Origin of the sequence: Mycobacterium deserti (assembly GCF_025345615.1) — a bacterium.
Classification (GTDB): Bacteria; Actinomycetota; Actinomycetes; order Mycobacteriales; family Mycobacteriaceae; genus Mycobacterium; species Mycobacterium deserti.
The window spans coordinates 1081867-1094772 of record NZ_JAODWD010000001.1; the positions used below are offsets into that span (position 1 = coordinate 1081867).

14 protein-coding genes are annotated in these 12906 nt (G+C 66.4%); 7 read left to right on the forward strand and 7 right to left on the reverse strand.

Annotation, left to right across the window (positions count from 1 at the left end; translation table 11 throughout):
• Window position 1 precedes the first annotated feature (1 nt).
• Both N4S67_RS05465 and N4S67_RS05470 read right to left on the reverse strand, forming a co-directional pair.
• Complete coding sequence (locus N4S67_RS05465) at window positions 2-907, reverse strand: SDR family oxidoreductase (RefSeq protein WP_260991871.1); 906 nt, start codon at window positions 905-907, stop codon at window positions 2-4.
• Between the two features lie 19 nt (window positions 908-926).
• On the reverse strand, window positions 927-1700 hold the full coding sequence (locus N4S67_RS05470; protein ID WP_260991872.1) for an SDR family oxidoreductase: 774 nt from the start codon (window positions 1698-1700) through the stop codon (window positions 927-929).
• A gap of 63 nt (window positions 1701-1763) precedes the next feature.
• On the opposite strand from N4S67_RS05470, the gene echA20 reads away from it, so the two are divergent.
• From echA20 to N4S67_RS05505, 7 genes are all read left to right on the forward strand, one after another.
• Window positions 1764-2522: a (7aS)-7a-methyl-1,5-dioxo-2,3,5,6,7,7a-hexahydro-1H-indene-carboxyl-CoA hydrolase gene (gene echA20, locus N4S67_RS05475; protein ID WP_260991873.1), complete on the forward strand. Its 759-nt coding sequence runs from the start codon at window positions 1764-1766 to the stop codon at window positions 2520-2522.
• Window positions 2519-3397 (forward strand): cholesterol ring-cleaving hydrolase subunit IpdA, encoded by an 879-nt coding sequence (ipdA, locus tag N4S67_RS05480; RefSeq protein WP_260991874.1) that lies wholly within the window; start codon window positions 2519-2521, stop codon window positions 3395-3397. The genes echA20 and ipdA overlap by 4 nt, the downstream gene beginning before the upstream one ends.
• Complete coding sequence (gene ipdB / locus N4S67_RS05485) at window positions 3397-4143, forward strand: cholesterol ring-cleaving hydrolase subunit IpdB (protein ID WP_260991875.1); 747 nt, start codon at window positions 3397-3399, stop codon at window positions 4141-4143. Before ipdA ends, ipdB begins: the two co-directional genes overlap by 1 nt.
• The gene (gene ipdC / locus N4S67_RS05490; protein ID WP_260991876.1) at window positions 4140-5201 is read left to right on the forward strand and encodes a (3aS,4S,5R,7aS)-5-hydroxy-7a-methyl-1-oxo-octahydro-1H-indene-4-carboxyl-CoA dehydrogenase; all 1062 of its coding nucleotides are present in this window, start codon (window positions 4140-4142) and stop codon (window positions 5199-5201) included. Before ipdB ends, ipdC begins: the two co-directional genes overlap by 4 nt.
• A 42-nt stretch (window positions 5202-5243) precedes the next feature.
• A complete protein-coding gene (locus N4S67_RS05495) occupies window positions 5244-5894 on the forward strand; it encodes a SatD family protein (protein WP_260991877.1) in 651 nt (216 codons plus the stop codon).
• Window positions 5891-6616, forward strand: a complete 726-nt coding sequence (locus N4S67_RS05500; protein ID WP_260991878.1) for a hypothetical protein — start codon at window positions 5891-5893, stop codon at window positions 6614-6616. Before N4S67_RS05495 ends, N4S67_RS05500 begins: the two co-directional genes overlap by 4 nt.
• A 98-nt stretch (window positions 6617-6714) precedes the next feature.
• Window positions 6715-7830 carry an NDMA-dependent alcohol dehydrogenase gene (locus N4S67_RS05505; RefSeq protein WP_260991879.1) on the forward strand — a complete coding sequence of 372 codons (1116 nt, stop codon included), beginning with the start codon at window positions 6715-6717 and terminating at the stop codon, window positions 7828-7830.
• Between the two features lie 14 nt (window positions 7831-7844).
• On the opposite strand, the gene fadA6 is transcribed toward N4S67_RS05505, so the two are convergent.
• From fadA6 to N4S67_RS05530, 5 genes are all read right to left on the reverse strand, one after another.
• The gene (gene fadA6, locus N4S67_RS05510) at window positions 7845-8993 is read right to left on the reverse strand and encodes a steroid 3-ketoacyl-CoA thiolase FadA6 (protein WP_260991880.1); all 1149 of its coding nucleotides are present in this window, start codon (window positions 8991-8993) and stop codon (window positions 7845-7847) included.
• A 1-nt stretch (window position 8994) separates the two neighbouring features.
• On the reverse strand, window positions 8995-9588 hold the full coding sequence (gene kstR2, locus N4S67_RS05515) for a TetR family transcriptional regulator KstR2 (protein WP_260991881.1): 594 nt from the start codon (window positions 9586-9588) through the stop codon (window positions 8995-8997).
• 44 nt (window positions 9589-9632) lie between these two features.
• Window positions 9633-11198, reverse strand: a complete 1566-nt coding sequence (locus N4S67_RS05520) for a DUF4153 domain-containing protein (RefSeq protein WP_260991882.1) — start codon at window positions 11196-11198, stop codon at window positions 9633-9635.
• The gene (locus N4S67_RS05525) at window positions 11195-12154 is read right to left on the reverse strand and encodes a HAMP domain-containing sensor histidine kinase (RefSeq protein WP_390893250.1); all 960 of its coding nucleotides are present in this window, start codon (window positions 12152-12154) and stop codon (window positions 11195-11197) included. Before N4S67_RS05525 ends, N4S67_RS05520 begins: the two co-directional genes overlap by 4 nt.
• Before the next feature lie 68 nt (window positions 12155-12222).
• Window positions 12223-12888: a response regulator transcription factor gene (locus tag N4S67_RS05530; protein WP_260991884.1), complete on the reverse strand. Its 666-nt coding sequence runs from the start codon at window positions 12886-12888 to the stop codon at window positions 12223-12225.
• Window positions 12889-12906 lie beyond the last annotated feature (18 nt).

Genomic DNA, 12906 nt, shown 5'->3' on the forward strand with positions numbered 1-12906 from the left:
GCTACGCCCCGAACACCGGCAGCGGCGGACGCGACTTCGCCAACAGATCGGTCACGACCGGGCCCAGCTCGGCGGGGTCCCAACGTGCGCCCTTGTCAATCTCTGCCCCGCGGGCCCAGCCTTCGGCGACGCGAATGATGCCGCCCTCGACCTCGAAGACCTTGCCCGTCACGTCTTTCGATTCGGCGCTGCCGAGCCAGACCACCAGCGGCGAGATGTTCTCCGGCGCCATTGCGTCGAAGTCCTTGTCCTGCGTCGACATCATGTCGGCGAACACCGTCTCGGTCATGCGGGTGCGCGCCGACGGCGCGATCGCGTTGACAGTGACGCCGTAGCGGCCCATCTCGGCCGAGGCCACCAATGTCATCGCCGCGATACCCGCCTTCGCCGCGCTGTAATTCGCTTGTCCCACACTGCCTTGCAGGCCCGCCCCGGAACTGGTGTTGATGATGCGGGCGTCGACGGTGTTGCCCGCCTTCGACTGTGCCCGCCAGTACGCGCCCGCGTGACGCATGGTGGCGAAGTGTCCCTTGAGATGTACGGCGACGACGGCGTCGAATTCCTCTTCGCTGGTGTTGGCGAACATCCGGTCGCGCACGATGCCCGCGTTGTTCACCAGGACGTCGAGTCCGCCGAACGAGTCCACCGCGGTCTGGATGAGACCCTCGGCCTGCGCCCAGTCGGCGACGTTGGCGCCGCTGGTGACGGCTTCGCCGCCGGCGGCGGTGATTTCGTCGACCACGGATTGGGCGGCGCTGCCCCCACCCGCGGGTGAACCGTCCAGGCCGACGCCGATGTCGTTGACCACAACGCGAGCGCCCTCGGCGGCGAACGCCAACGCGTGCGCGCGCCCGATGCCTCCTCCCGCACCCGTGACGATGACCACGCGGCCGTCGAGCAGTCCCATATCCGTTGTCTCCTTTGAGTTACTTGATTTCGGCAGTGGTGGTCGCCAGGTAATGCGGCGGCTCTCCGCCGCCGTGCACCTCCAGCGATGCCCCACTGATGTAGGACGCCGCGTCCGACGCCAGAAAAGCTGTGGCCCAGCCGATGTCGGCAGGCTTTGCGAGCCGGCCCAGCGGCACGTTCTTCGAGATCGCAGCGATCGAGTCGGCGTCGCCATAGAACAATTCCGACTGCTCGGTCTCGACCATGCCCACCACCACCGAGTTGACTCGCACTTTCGGCGCCCACTCCACGGCCAGTGTGCTGGTCATGTTCTCCACCCCTGCCTTGGCAGCACCGTATGCCGCCGTGCCAGGCGTCGGCCTGCGGCCGCTGACGCTGGAGATGTTGACGACGCTTCCGCCCTGCGGCTGCTTCTGCATATGGGCGTTGGCATGTGTCGACACCGACAATGCCCCAAGCAGATTGAGCTCGATGATCTTTCGATTGAACTTGGCCGATGCATCGGCGGTCAGCACATAGGGCGAGCCGCCGGCGTTGTTGACCACCACGTCGATGCGACCGTGGTCGGCGACGATCGCGTCGACCATCGTCTTGACCGCGTCGTCGTCGCGGATGTCGCAGGAGTGAAATGCGTAGGGAAGACCCTCGACGGGCCTACGGGCACAGGTGACGACGCTGGCGCCCTGATCGGCGAAGACGGCACTGATGCCCGCGCCGACGCCACGAACGCCGCCGGTCACCAGGACGACCTTGTCCTTGAGTCCGAGGTTTATCTCTGGCCTGTCGGTCACCGTGCTAGGGTACCAAGCAAGTGCTTGCTTAGGTAGCGACCCCGGAGTAACTGAGGTATCCGCATGACGATCACCACGAAAACCGTCGAGCCGGGCATCGTCTCGGTCACCGTCGATTACCCCAAGGTCAACGCGATCCCGTCGAAAGGCTGGTTCGAGCTCGCCGACGCCATCACCGCCGCGGGCCGAGATCACAGCACACACGTGGTGATCCTGCGGGCCGAGGGACGCGGCTTCAATGCCGGCGTCGACATCAAAGAGATGCAGAACACCGAAGGCTTCGGCGCACTGATCGACGCTAACCGCGGATGCTTCGAGGCATTTCGCGCGGTCTACGAGTGCGCCGTCCCGGTCATCGCCGCTGTCAACGGCTTCTGCGTCGGCGGGGGCATCGGTCTGGTCGGCAATGCCGACGTCATCGTCGCCTCCGATGACGCCACGTTCGGACTGCCCGAGGTCGAACGGGGCGCACTCGGTGCGGCGACCCACCTGTCGAGACTGGTGCCGCAGCACATGATGCGCCGACTCTTCTTCACCGCAGCGACAGTCGATGCCGCCACGCTGCACCACTTCGGCTCGGTCCACGAGGTGGTGCCCCGCGACGAGCTCGATGAGTCGGCGCTGCGGGTCGCCCGTGACATCGCCACCAAGGACACCCGCGTCATCCGCGCCGCCAAGGAAGCGCTGAACTTCATCGACGTTCAGCAGGTGAATTCGAGCTACCGCATGGAACAGGGCTTCACGTTCGAGCTCAATCTCGCCGGCGTGTCCGACGAGCATCGCGACGCGTTCGCCGGCACAAAAAAGGGTCAGAAGGCATGACAGACAAGCGAAGCACTCTCGACGCAGCGGTGGCCGAACTGCGCGACGGCATGACGATCGGCATCGGCGGCTGGGGCTCGCGACGCAAACCCATGGCATTCGTCCGGGCCATTCTGCGCACCGACGTCAAGGACCTGACCGTCGTGACCTACGGCGGACCGGATCTGGGGCTGCTGTGCTCGGCAGGCAAGGTGCGGCGGGTGTACTACGGATTCGTCTCGCTGGACTCGCCGCCGTTCTACGACCCCTGGTTCGCCAAGGCGCGCACTTCGGGGACCATCGAAGCCAGGGAGATGGACGAGGGCATGTTGCGCTGTGGTCTGCAGGCCGCAGCACAGCGCCTGCCGTTCCTGCCGATTCGCGCGGGGCTGGGCAGTTCGGTGCGCGAATTCTGGGGCGACGAACTCAAGACGGTGACCTCGCCGTACCCGGCCCCGGAAGGCGGCCACGAGACGCTGGTCGCGATGCCCGCACTGCGTCTCGACGCCGCGTTCGTCCACCTCAATCTCGGTGACGCACACGGCAATGCGGCCTACACCGGCATCGACCCCTACTTCGACGACCTGTACCTGATGGCCGCCGAACGGCGTTACCTCTCGGTGGAAAGCGTGGTGCCCACCGAGGAACTGGTCAAGGCGGTGCCACCGCAGGCGCTACTCATCAACCGCATGATGGTCGACACCGTCGTCGAAGCTCCCAACGGCGCGCACTTCACCACTGCCGAACCGGACTACCGCCGAGACGAGAAGTTCCAGCGCCATTACGCCGAGTCCGCAGGCGCCGACGATACGTGGGCCGAATTCAAGCGGACCTATCTGTCCGGCAGCGAGGCCGATTACCAGGCCGCGGTGCGCAACTTTGGGGAGGCACAGTGATGTCGGTGAGTCGTGCGGAGGTGTGCGCGGTTGCGTGCGCGGAGTTGTTCCGCGACGCCGGCGAGATCATGGTCAGTCCGATGGCGAACATGGTGTCGATCGGTGCCCGACTGGCTCGGTTGACCTTCTCCCCCGACATTCTGCTGACCGATGGCGAGGCGCGTCTGCTGGCCGACACACCCCCGCTCGGCGTCGTCGGCGCGATCGAGGGCTGGATGCCGTTCGGCCGGGTCTTCGAGACGCTGGCGTGGGGCCGCCGCCATGTGGTCATGGGCGCCAACCAAATCGACCGCTACGGCAACCAGAACCTGTCGGCGTTCGGACCGCTGCAGCACCCCAAGCGCCAGATGTTCGGCGTGCGCGGTGCGCCCGGCAATTCCGTCAACCACACCACCAGCTACTGGGTGGGCAACCACTCCAAGCGCGTGTTCGGTGACAGCGTCGACGTGGTGTCGGGTATCGGGTGGGACAAGGTCGATCCGGACAACCCGGCGTTCCGGTTCGTCAACGTGTACCGGGTCGTCAGCAATCTCGGCGTGTTCGACTTCAACGGGCCCGACCACCAGATGCGCGCCGTTTCCCTGCATCCCGGCATCAATCCCGAGGACGTCACGGAGAACACCTCGTTCGAGGTGCACGGACTGGACGAAGCGGAGACCACACGGCTACCCACCGAGGACGAGCAAAAGCTCATCCGGGAAGTGATTGACCCGAAATCGTTGCGGGACAGGGAAATACGAGCATGAGCAAATTGCGCACTCCGCTGACTGAGTTGGTCGGCATCGAGCATCCGGTGGTACAGACCGGGATGGGCTGGGTGGCGGGTGCGCGGCTGGTGGCGGCGACGTCGAACGCCGGCGGCCTCGGCATCCTCGCTTCGGCCACCATGACCCTGGAGGAACTGCGGACCGCCGTCGCCAAGGTCAAGGCGTCGACCGACAAGCCCTTCGGCATCAACATCCGTGCCGACGCCGGGGACGCCCTGGACCGTGTCGACCTGCTGATCCACGAGGGCGTGAAGGTCGCCTCGTTTGCGTTGGCACCCAAGCCGGATTTGATCGCCCGGCTCAAAGATGCAGGCGTGGTGGTGATTCCTTCAGTTGGGCTCGCCAAGCACGCGAAGAAGGTAGCCGGCTGGGGCGCCGACGCGGTGATCGTCCAGGGCGGCGAGGGCGGCGGGCACACCGGGCCGATCGCGACCACCCTGCTGCTGCCCTCGGTGCTCGACGCGGTCGACATCCCTGTGGTCGCCGCCGGAGGGTTCTTCGACGGCCGCGGACTGGCCGCGGCCCTGTCCTACGGCGCCGCGGGGGTGGCGATGGGCACCCGCTTCCTGCTGACGTCCGACTCGACCGTGCCGGATGCGGTCAAGCGACGCTACCTGGAGGCCGGCCTGGACGGCACCGTCGTCTCCACGCGAGTCGACGGCATGCCGCACCGCGTGCTGCGCACGGGTCTGGTCGAGAAGTTGGAAAGCGGTTCACGACTGCGCGGATTCTCGGCCGCGGTGCGCAACGCGCAGAAGTTCAAAAGGATGTCGCAGATGACGTGGCGGTCGATGATCAGCGACGGCCTCGAGATGCGCCGCGGCAAGGATCTCTCGTGGGCACAGGTCGTGATGGCGGCGAACACGCCGATGCTGCTGAAGGCCGGCCTGGTCGAAGGGAACACCGATGCAGGTGTGTTGGCATCCGGACAGGTCGCCGGGATCGTCGACGACCTGCCGTCGTGTGCGGAATTGGTGGAATCGATCGTCCGTGACGCGGCCAAGCATCTGCAGGCGGCGGCCGCGCTCGTCGAGTAAGAATATAGCTTAATCTCGACGAAGTGAAGCTAAAGTCTTCATATGACTCGCATGAAGGCTGGCGCTTCATCACCTGTCTCGCTGGCTACGCTCATCGGCGACGTGGTCGGATCTCGGCGCGTGGCCGACCGCGCCGCCGCGCACCGTGCCTTGAACAGTGCCTTGGGTGGAGTGTCTTCGGGGGCGATCGATCCGCCGGCGTTCACGGTCGGCGACGAGTTCCAGGGCAGCTATCCGACTGTAGGGGCGGCGATCGACGCAGCGCTGTCGGTGCGGCTGGCGGTCGCGCCCGACATCGACATCCGGTTCGGCATCGGCTGGGGTGTGGTGACGGTGCTCGATCCGGTCGCGGGAATCCAGGACGGACCGGGTTGGTGGTCGGCGCGTGAAGCGATTGAGTGGACCGCCGCAGCGCAGAAACAACCAGGGCTGGCATTGGTGCGCACGGCGTTTCGGGGCGTCGGCCGGGCCGACGTCGACGCGGTCAACGCCGCCCTGATGTGTCGGGACCATCTGCTTGGATCAGTCTCAGATCGATCGCTGCGGATTGTGAAGGGCCTGTTGACCAGACAGACGAAGAAGGACATCGCGACGGCCGAGGGTGTCAGCGCCTCGGCCGTGTCACAGCGTGCCGGTCGTGACGGGCTGGACCTGATCGTGGTGGCGTCGAGATACCTGCGGGACGTGCCGTGAGTGCGCTGGCCGTGATGCTGATCGCGATGGGCGGTGCCGACATCGTCCGACGGCTGACCGTGCGCCTGTGGGTGCCTGCGGTCGTCGCGCCCGGTGTTGTCGTAGGTTGCGCCGCGCTCGCGGGGCTGTGGCGTCTCGGCGACATCGTGCTGCTGGTGCTGGCAGCGCTGGCCAGCGTGGTCTGGGTGACGATGTGTGCGCGCGCCGAGCGCAGCGGTGAACGCGAGGTCGCACCCCTGGTGGTGTTCGGCGTCGCAGCCGGGCTGTTGATCCTGTTGTCCGGCTGGGGTTCTGACGTGGGCGGTGTTGTCGGTCGGTGGCCGTCATGGGTGGGCCTGCCCGTTGAACCCGACCGGCTGCTGATGATCGTGGGCGTCGTGCTTCTTCAGATAGTCACCGGGAATCAGCTGGTCCGCCTGGTCCTCGGCTCGGTCGGCGCGGTCAAGCCCGCCGGCCAGCCACAGCCGTCCGACCGGCTGAAGGGCGGCCGGTTACTCGGCCCGATGGAGCGGCTGTTGATCCTCGGACTCGGACTCGCCGGCCAGCTTGCGGCGGCCACGGCCGTCGTCGCTGCGAAAAGCATCATCCGGTTCCCAGAAATCAACGCTCAAAAAGCCCGGGAGAACGGCAATCTGGGCATCGATGACATCACCGAGTACTTCCTGGTCGGCAGTTTCGCCAGCTGGATCGTGGCGCTGGGCGGCCTGGCGCTAGCCCGTTGACCAGCTCGTAAAGAGCGGGAGATCGTCTGCCGCGGCGGAAACAGTAAGCCTTTCGATTCGGCCAAAACGCGGACTTCGCTTCCCTAGACTCATGGCGCATGAAGACCAACGCCGCCGTTCTGTGGGGACTCAACGAGAAGTGGAGCGTCGAGGAGGTCGACCTCGACGGGCCGAAGGAGGGCGAGGTCCTCGTCTCCTTCGAGGCCACCGGTCTGTGTCACTCGGACCACCATGTCGTGACCGGCGACCTCGCCGGAGTGCCCCTGCCGATGATCGGGGGTCACGAGGGTGCGGGCATCGTTCAGGAGATCGGGCCGGGTGTGCGCGACCTCGCGGTCGGCGACCATGTCGTGACGTCGTTCCTGCCTGCGTGTGGCCGCTGCCGCTGGTGTGCCAGCGGACACCAGAACCTCTGCGATCTCGGCGCGCTGATCCTGATCGGGGTGCAGGCCGACGGCACATACCGGCGCAAGGTCCGCGGCCAGGACGTCGGCATCATGGCGGGCGTAGGAAGCTTTTCGCAGTACGGAACCCTGGCTGAAGCGTCGGTCGTCAAGATCGACGACGACCTGCCGCTGTCCCGGGCCTGCCTGCTGGGTTGCGGTGTGATGACCGGCTGGGGGTCGGCCGTCAACACCGCAGACGTCACCCCCGGTGACACCGTCGTCGTGATCGGCTGTGGAGGAATCGGCAGCGGCGCTGTTCAAGGCGCGCGGCTCGCAGGCGCGGAGCGGATCGTCGTCGTCGACATCGTCGAAGCCAAGCGCGACAAGGCTTTCGAGTTCGGCGCCACCGACTTCGTGACGTCGATCGAGGAGGCGACCGAGTTGGTCGCCGAGATCACCCGCGGTGTGATGGCCGACTCTGCGCTGCTGACGCTGGGTGTGCTGGAAGGGCCGATGCTCAACGACGCGATGAACATCGTGCGCAAGGGCGGCGCGGTGGTCATGACCGCGATCGCCTCGATGGCCGACGTGACGCCGACGCTGCCGATGGCGATGATGACCCTGTTCCAGAAGCGGCTGCTCGGCAGCCTCTACGGGGAGGCCAATCCCCGCGCGGACATTCCTCGGCTGCTGAACCTGTATCGCGAAGGCAAGCTGCTACTCGACGAGACCGTCACCACCGAGTACAAGCTCAACGACATCAACGAGGGTTACGACGACATGCTCGCGGGCCGCAACATCCGCGGCGTGATCATCCACGACCACTGACTGCTCGCGAGCTCCTACAGGCGCTCGATGATCGTGACGTTGGCGGTGCCGCCGCCTTCGCACATCGTCTGCAGTCCGTAGCGACCGCCGATGCGCTCCAACGTGTTCAGCATCGTCGCGAACAGCTTCGCGCCCGTCGCACCAAGGGGGTGGCCAAGCGCGATCGCACCGCCGCTGGGGTTGACCTTCGCATGGTCGGCCTTGGTCTCCTTCAGCCACGACATGACGACCGGCGCGAACGCCTCGTTGATCTCGACGGTGTCGATGTCGTCGATCGACAGCCCAGTCTTGTCCAACGCATAGCGGGTCGCGGGGATCGGGCCGGTGAGCATGAACACCGGGTCTGCGCCGCGGGCGCTGATGTGATGAATTCGGGCGCGGGGCTTGAGGTTGTGGTCCTTGACGGCCTGCTCGGAGGCCAGCAGTACCGCACTGGCCCCGTCGGAGATCTGGCTGGCCATGGCCGCGGTCAAGCGGCCGCCGTCGGTGAGCGTCTTGAGACCGGCCATTTTCTCCAGCGAGGTGTCGCGCGGTCCCTCGTCAGTGACGAAGCCGTCGACGGGGATGATTTCGTTTTCGAAATGGCCTGCGCGGATAGCCTCCTGTGCCCGCTGGTGGCTGGCCAGCGAGTACTCCTCCATCTCCTCGCGCGAGATGTTCCACTTCTCCGCAATCAGCTCCGCCCCGCGGAACTGCGAGATCTCCTGATCGCCGTAGCGGTGCAGCCAACTCTTCGACTCGTTGGTGGGCGAGGTGTATCCGTACTGCTCGCCGGCGGTCATCGCCGAGGAGATCGGGATCTGGCTCATGTTCTGCATACCGCCGGCCACGATCAGGTCGGCGGTGCCGGACAGGATCGCCTGAGCGCCAAACGAAATGGCCTGCTGGCTGGAACCGCACTGCCGGTCGACGGTGACGCCTGGGACCTCTTCGGGGTACCCGGCGGCCAGCCACGACAGCCGGGCGATGTTGCCCGCCTGTGCTCCGATGGCGTCGACGCAGCCGGCGATCACGTCGTCGACGGCGCCCGGATCGACGTCGTTGCGGTCGAACAGCCCGCGCCACCCTGCGGCGCCGAGGTCGACGGGATGAACTCCGGCGAGCGATCCGTTGCGCTTGCCGACGGCGGTGCGTACCGCGTCGATGACGTATGCCTCAGGCATATCAGGCTCCTTTTTTGGTGATGCCGCCGAGAACGATGGCTAGGTACTGTCGGCCGACCTCTTCGGCCGTGAGCGGGCCGCCCGGCTGATACCAGCGAACCGAAACCCACGTGGTGTCACGGATAAATCGGTAGACGAGGTCGACGTCGAGATCTGGGCGGAAGTGGCCCTCCTCGATGCCCTGATTGAGCACGTCCATCCACATCTTGCGCTGCTCTTTGTTGCGCTCATCCACGTAGGAGAACCGGGCCTGCGACGACAGCCGCTTAGCTTCGTCCTGGTAGATGACAACCTGCGCGTGACGATGTTCGATCGCTTCGAACGACGCCATGAAAAGGCCCCTGAGCCGCTCGAGCGGGTTCGGTTCCGTGTCGATGATCTCCTGGTACCTCGCGAACAACCAGTCCAGAAAGCCGCGCAGCACCTCGTCGACCATTTCCTCTTTGGACGCGAAGTGGTGATAGAGACTGCCGGACAGGATGCCTGCCGAGTCGGCGATGTCGCGCACCGTGGTCGCGCGCAGTCCGCGGTCGGCGAACATCGTCGCGGCGAGTTCGAGCAGCTCGTCGCGCCGACTCGGAAGCGCCCTGTCCACCCGACCAGGATAGCAACCAAGCGCTTGCTAGGTAACCCGGGATGTCAGCGGGATTTCCGCCGGTACTGGCTGCACTCGTCGCCGCGCGGCGTGCCGTCGTGCGTGGCACGCCAACGCGACAGATTGAACTCGTACCACGGGTCCCGGTCGTCACTGCGGTACATCGCGCACACGCGCATGGGTCCGGGTAGCCGGGCCAGCGCCGGCTCGATGTCCGAGGACAGCCGAAACAGGTAGGCGGTGTCCAACACGCCGGTCTGCTCGTACCGGTCGATGTTGCGTTCGGCGATCAACCGCTCGGGATTCGTCGCCGCGAGGCCCAGGAGCGCCACCGCGCCCGCCATCAGGATCGCGCGCGGCAACCACCGCCCCGTCATCCGGATACCTGCGGCGGCGACGAGGATGAACACCGCGCCGAGCCACAATTCGATGGTGATCACCATGAGGCGCTCGGTACTGAACCCGTAGGCCTGCTGATACAGCCACATCCGGTGGATCGCCGAGATTACCACCACAACCGATGTGGCACAGAGGATTCCGACGAGGATACGCAAGAGTCGCCGATCCGATGCGGCCTGCCGCCTTGCCACCCGGATGACGCCGCTGAGCACCAGAAGCGTCAGCGCGGACACCCCCAGCAGCTGCCAGAAGCCCTGGCGGGCGTACTCGGCGTACGTCAGTCCTTCGGTCTGCAGGACGTGCGCATGCCCGCCGAACAGCACCGTGGCCTGAACGGCGACGAACCCGATGAACAGCACGTCGAGCACCGCAAGGGGCAACGCCCACTCCCAGTTCGGCAATGGGCGCATCGGACGCGGCGCCAGCGCATCGAGTTTGGGAGCGAAGCGCACCAGGTAGCCGCCGAACAGGACGAAGCACACCACGATCCCGCACACCAGGGCGCGGGCATAAGCCTCGAAAGGGTTCCACTCGGGCACCAACAGGCCTACCAACCGCGCGAAGGCCGGGTCGGCGGACGCGAACAGACCCCCGAACACCAACGCGAGCACAACGGTGACGGTTGCAACGATGCCGATCCGGACCGCGCTTGGCCGCCCACGCCACACGAGTCCGCCTTCGGGGACGGCGCGACGAACCCACCCGATCACCCGGGCGGGCAGCAGCCACGGCACGAAGGGCCCGGTGAAGGCGGCGGTCCACGTCCGGCCGCCCGCCAGCGTGCCCCAGCCGACGAGCCATGCAGCCAGAACACAAAGCAGCCCAAGCCATTCCGCGGCGAGCAGTGCGGGCACCGCGAGTAGCGCAACCGTGACCGTGATCCCGAGCCATTCACTGCAGGTCGGACGACGCTCGGCGGTGCCGTACACGACGCTGAGGACCATCAGACCGATCAGGGGATAGCCCACGCTGAGCACCGAGACTCGCCAGAACGCGGCACCCACCACGCCCACGACAAGCGCCAGCATCAGCAGTCGGCGCGGAGCGGCGGCCAGCGGGTCGAGCGGCCAGATCCGGTGCGGCCAGATGGTCCAACCAGGCTCGCGGTACCGCGGCCGTTGCGGACCGAGCATCGGAGGGGGCGGCGGTGGCGGCGGCCCTTGCGGTGCCCCGTACCAGCCTGGGTAGATCGTGCTCTGCGGTGTGGTCATCGTTGTTCCTCGCCTACCGCCGGCGCGGGGATGGTGACCCCGATTCGGCAACCAGTCCTGGCGTCCATCACTTCGATGGCGCCGCCGTGCAATTCGACCGCCCAGCGGGCGATCGCCAAACCGAGTCCGGTACCACCTGCCGACGTCGCCCCCCTGGTGAAGCGCTGGAACACGCGTTCACGTTCGGCGGGCGCAATCCCAGGTCCTTCGTCGCACACCTCGACCCGAAGGCCCGTCGGCTGCGCCGCACTCGCGATCACGGAGACCTTGGCGCCCGCAGGGCTGTGCCGGATGGCGTTGTCAACCAGGTTGACGACCACCTGCCGCAGGCGGGCCTGATCGGCGACGGCAGCCAGATCCGGAGGCGACACCTGCACTGACACCTGCACTCCATCGCCTGCCACCGCGACGTGGTCGATGGCCTCCTCGAGAAACTCCTTGACGCCGAATATGCTGGGCTGCAACGCAATGGCGCCGCCTTCGAGCCGAGATAAGTCGAGCAGGTTGGTCACCAACTCGCCGAGTCGCTCGGTCTGCGACAGCGCCATCCGCATCGTCTTGTCGTCCGGCTCCGCGATGCCGTCGACGACGTTCTCCAGCAGCGCGTGCAGCGCCGTGATGGGGGTCCGAAGCTCGTGCGAGACGTTGGCGATGAGACCGCGTCGATATTCATCGGCCGCGCCCAGATCGGCCGCCATCTGGTTGTACGCCGCCGCAAGCTGCCCGATCTCGTCCCTGGACGTGGCGCGGACGCGCGCGCTGTAGTCACCGCGGGCCATGGCGCGCGCGGCCGCGGTCATCTGCCGCAGCGGCGACGTCATGCCGTGGGCGAGGAATTGGGTGAGTGCGAGTGAGGTGGCCAGCGCGGCCAGCAATGCCCAGCGGAACTGCCAGCTCGCGCCGATCCAGAATGTGAACGCGGCAAGGGTGATCGCGCTGCCGACGAGAAGGGCCATCTTGACCTTGAACGAGCTGAAGGGATCCAGTGGCCGCGGCAGCCGATCCCACACGGCGGCGAGCCTGCTCAACGCGGTAGCTCCAGCGCGTACCCGACCCCGTGCACGGTGCGGATGAGTTCTGAGCCGAGCTTGCGACGCAACGCCTTTACGTGGGTGTCGACGGTCCTGCTCTCCACCCCTGATCCCCACCCCCACACGTGTTCGAGTAGGGCATCGCGGGAGACCGCCGTGCGCGGCCGGCCCGCCAAGAAGATGAGGAGATCGAATTCGGTTCGTGTCAAATGGATTTCGTTGTCGCCCTTGTGAACTCTGCGAGCCTGCAGGTCGATCCGGTGGTCACCAACCCACAGGGGTTGGGCCGGGTCGGTGCGGTCGACCCGGCGCAGAAGCACCCGGACGCGAGCGACGAGTTCGCGCATGCTGAACGGCTTTGTGAGGTAGTCATCAGCGCCGATGCCCAGCCCGATCAACATGTCGGTCTCGTCGGTTCGCGCGGTCAGCATCAGCACTGGGATGGGCTGCACGGCCTGGATCCGCCTGCACACCTCGAACCCGTCGAAGCCCGGCAACATCACGTCGAGCACCACGAGGTCCGGTTGGGATGCCGAAGCCGCGGCGACGGCTGACGGTCCGTCGACGGCGGTCTCGACCAGGAATTCCTCGGCACGCAGCCGAGTCGCGACGGCGTCCAGAATGGTCGGCTCGTCCTCGACCACCAGGATTCGCTTCACACATCCGACTGTAGGGGC

Excerpts from the sequence above, each read along its gene's own strand:
- ipdC (WP_260991876.1), top strand. The coding sequence starts at position 4,140 with ATGAGCAAATTGCGCACTCCGCTGACTGAGTTGGTCGGCATCGAGCAT.
- N4S67_RS05495 (WP_260991877.1), top strand. The coding sequence starts at position 5,244 with ATGACTCGCATGAAGGCTGGCGCTTCATCACCTGTCTCGCTGGCTACG.
- ipdB (WP_260991875.1), top strand. The coding sequence starts at position 3,397 with ATGTCGGTGAGTCGTGCGGAGGTGTGCGCGGTTGCGTGCGCGGAGTTG.
- N4S67_RS05505 (WP_260991879.1), top strand. The coding sequence starts at position 6,715 with ATGAAGACCAACGCCGCCGTTCTGTGGGGACTCAACGAGAAGTGGAGC.
- N4S67_RS05520 (WP_260991882.1), bottom strand. The coding sequence starts at position 11,198 with ATGACCACACCGCAGAGCACGATCTACCCAGGCTGGTACGGGGCACCG.
- fadA6 (WP_260991880.1), bottom strand. The coding sequence starts at position 8,993 with ATGCCTGAGGCATACGTCATCGACGCGGTACGCACCGCCGTCGGCAAG.
- ipdA (WP_260991874.1), top strand. The coding sequence starts at position 2,519 with ATGACAGACAAGCGAAGCACTCTCGACGCAGCGGTGGCCGAACTGCGC.
- N4S67_RS05465 (WP_260991871.1), bottom strand. The coding sequence starts at position 907 with ATGGGACTGCTCGACGGCCGCGTGGTCATCGTCACGGGTGCGGGAGGA.
- N4S67_RS05525 (WP_390893250.1), bottom strand. The coding sequence starts at position 12,154 with ATGGCCCTTCTCGTCGGCAGCGCGATCACCCTTGCCGCGTTCACATTC.
- echA20 (WP_260991873.1), top strand. The coding sequence starts at position 1,764 with ATGACGATCACCACGAAAACCGTCGAGCCGGGCATCGTCTCGGTCACC.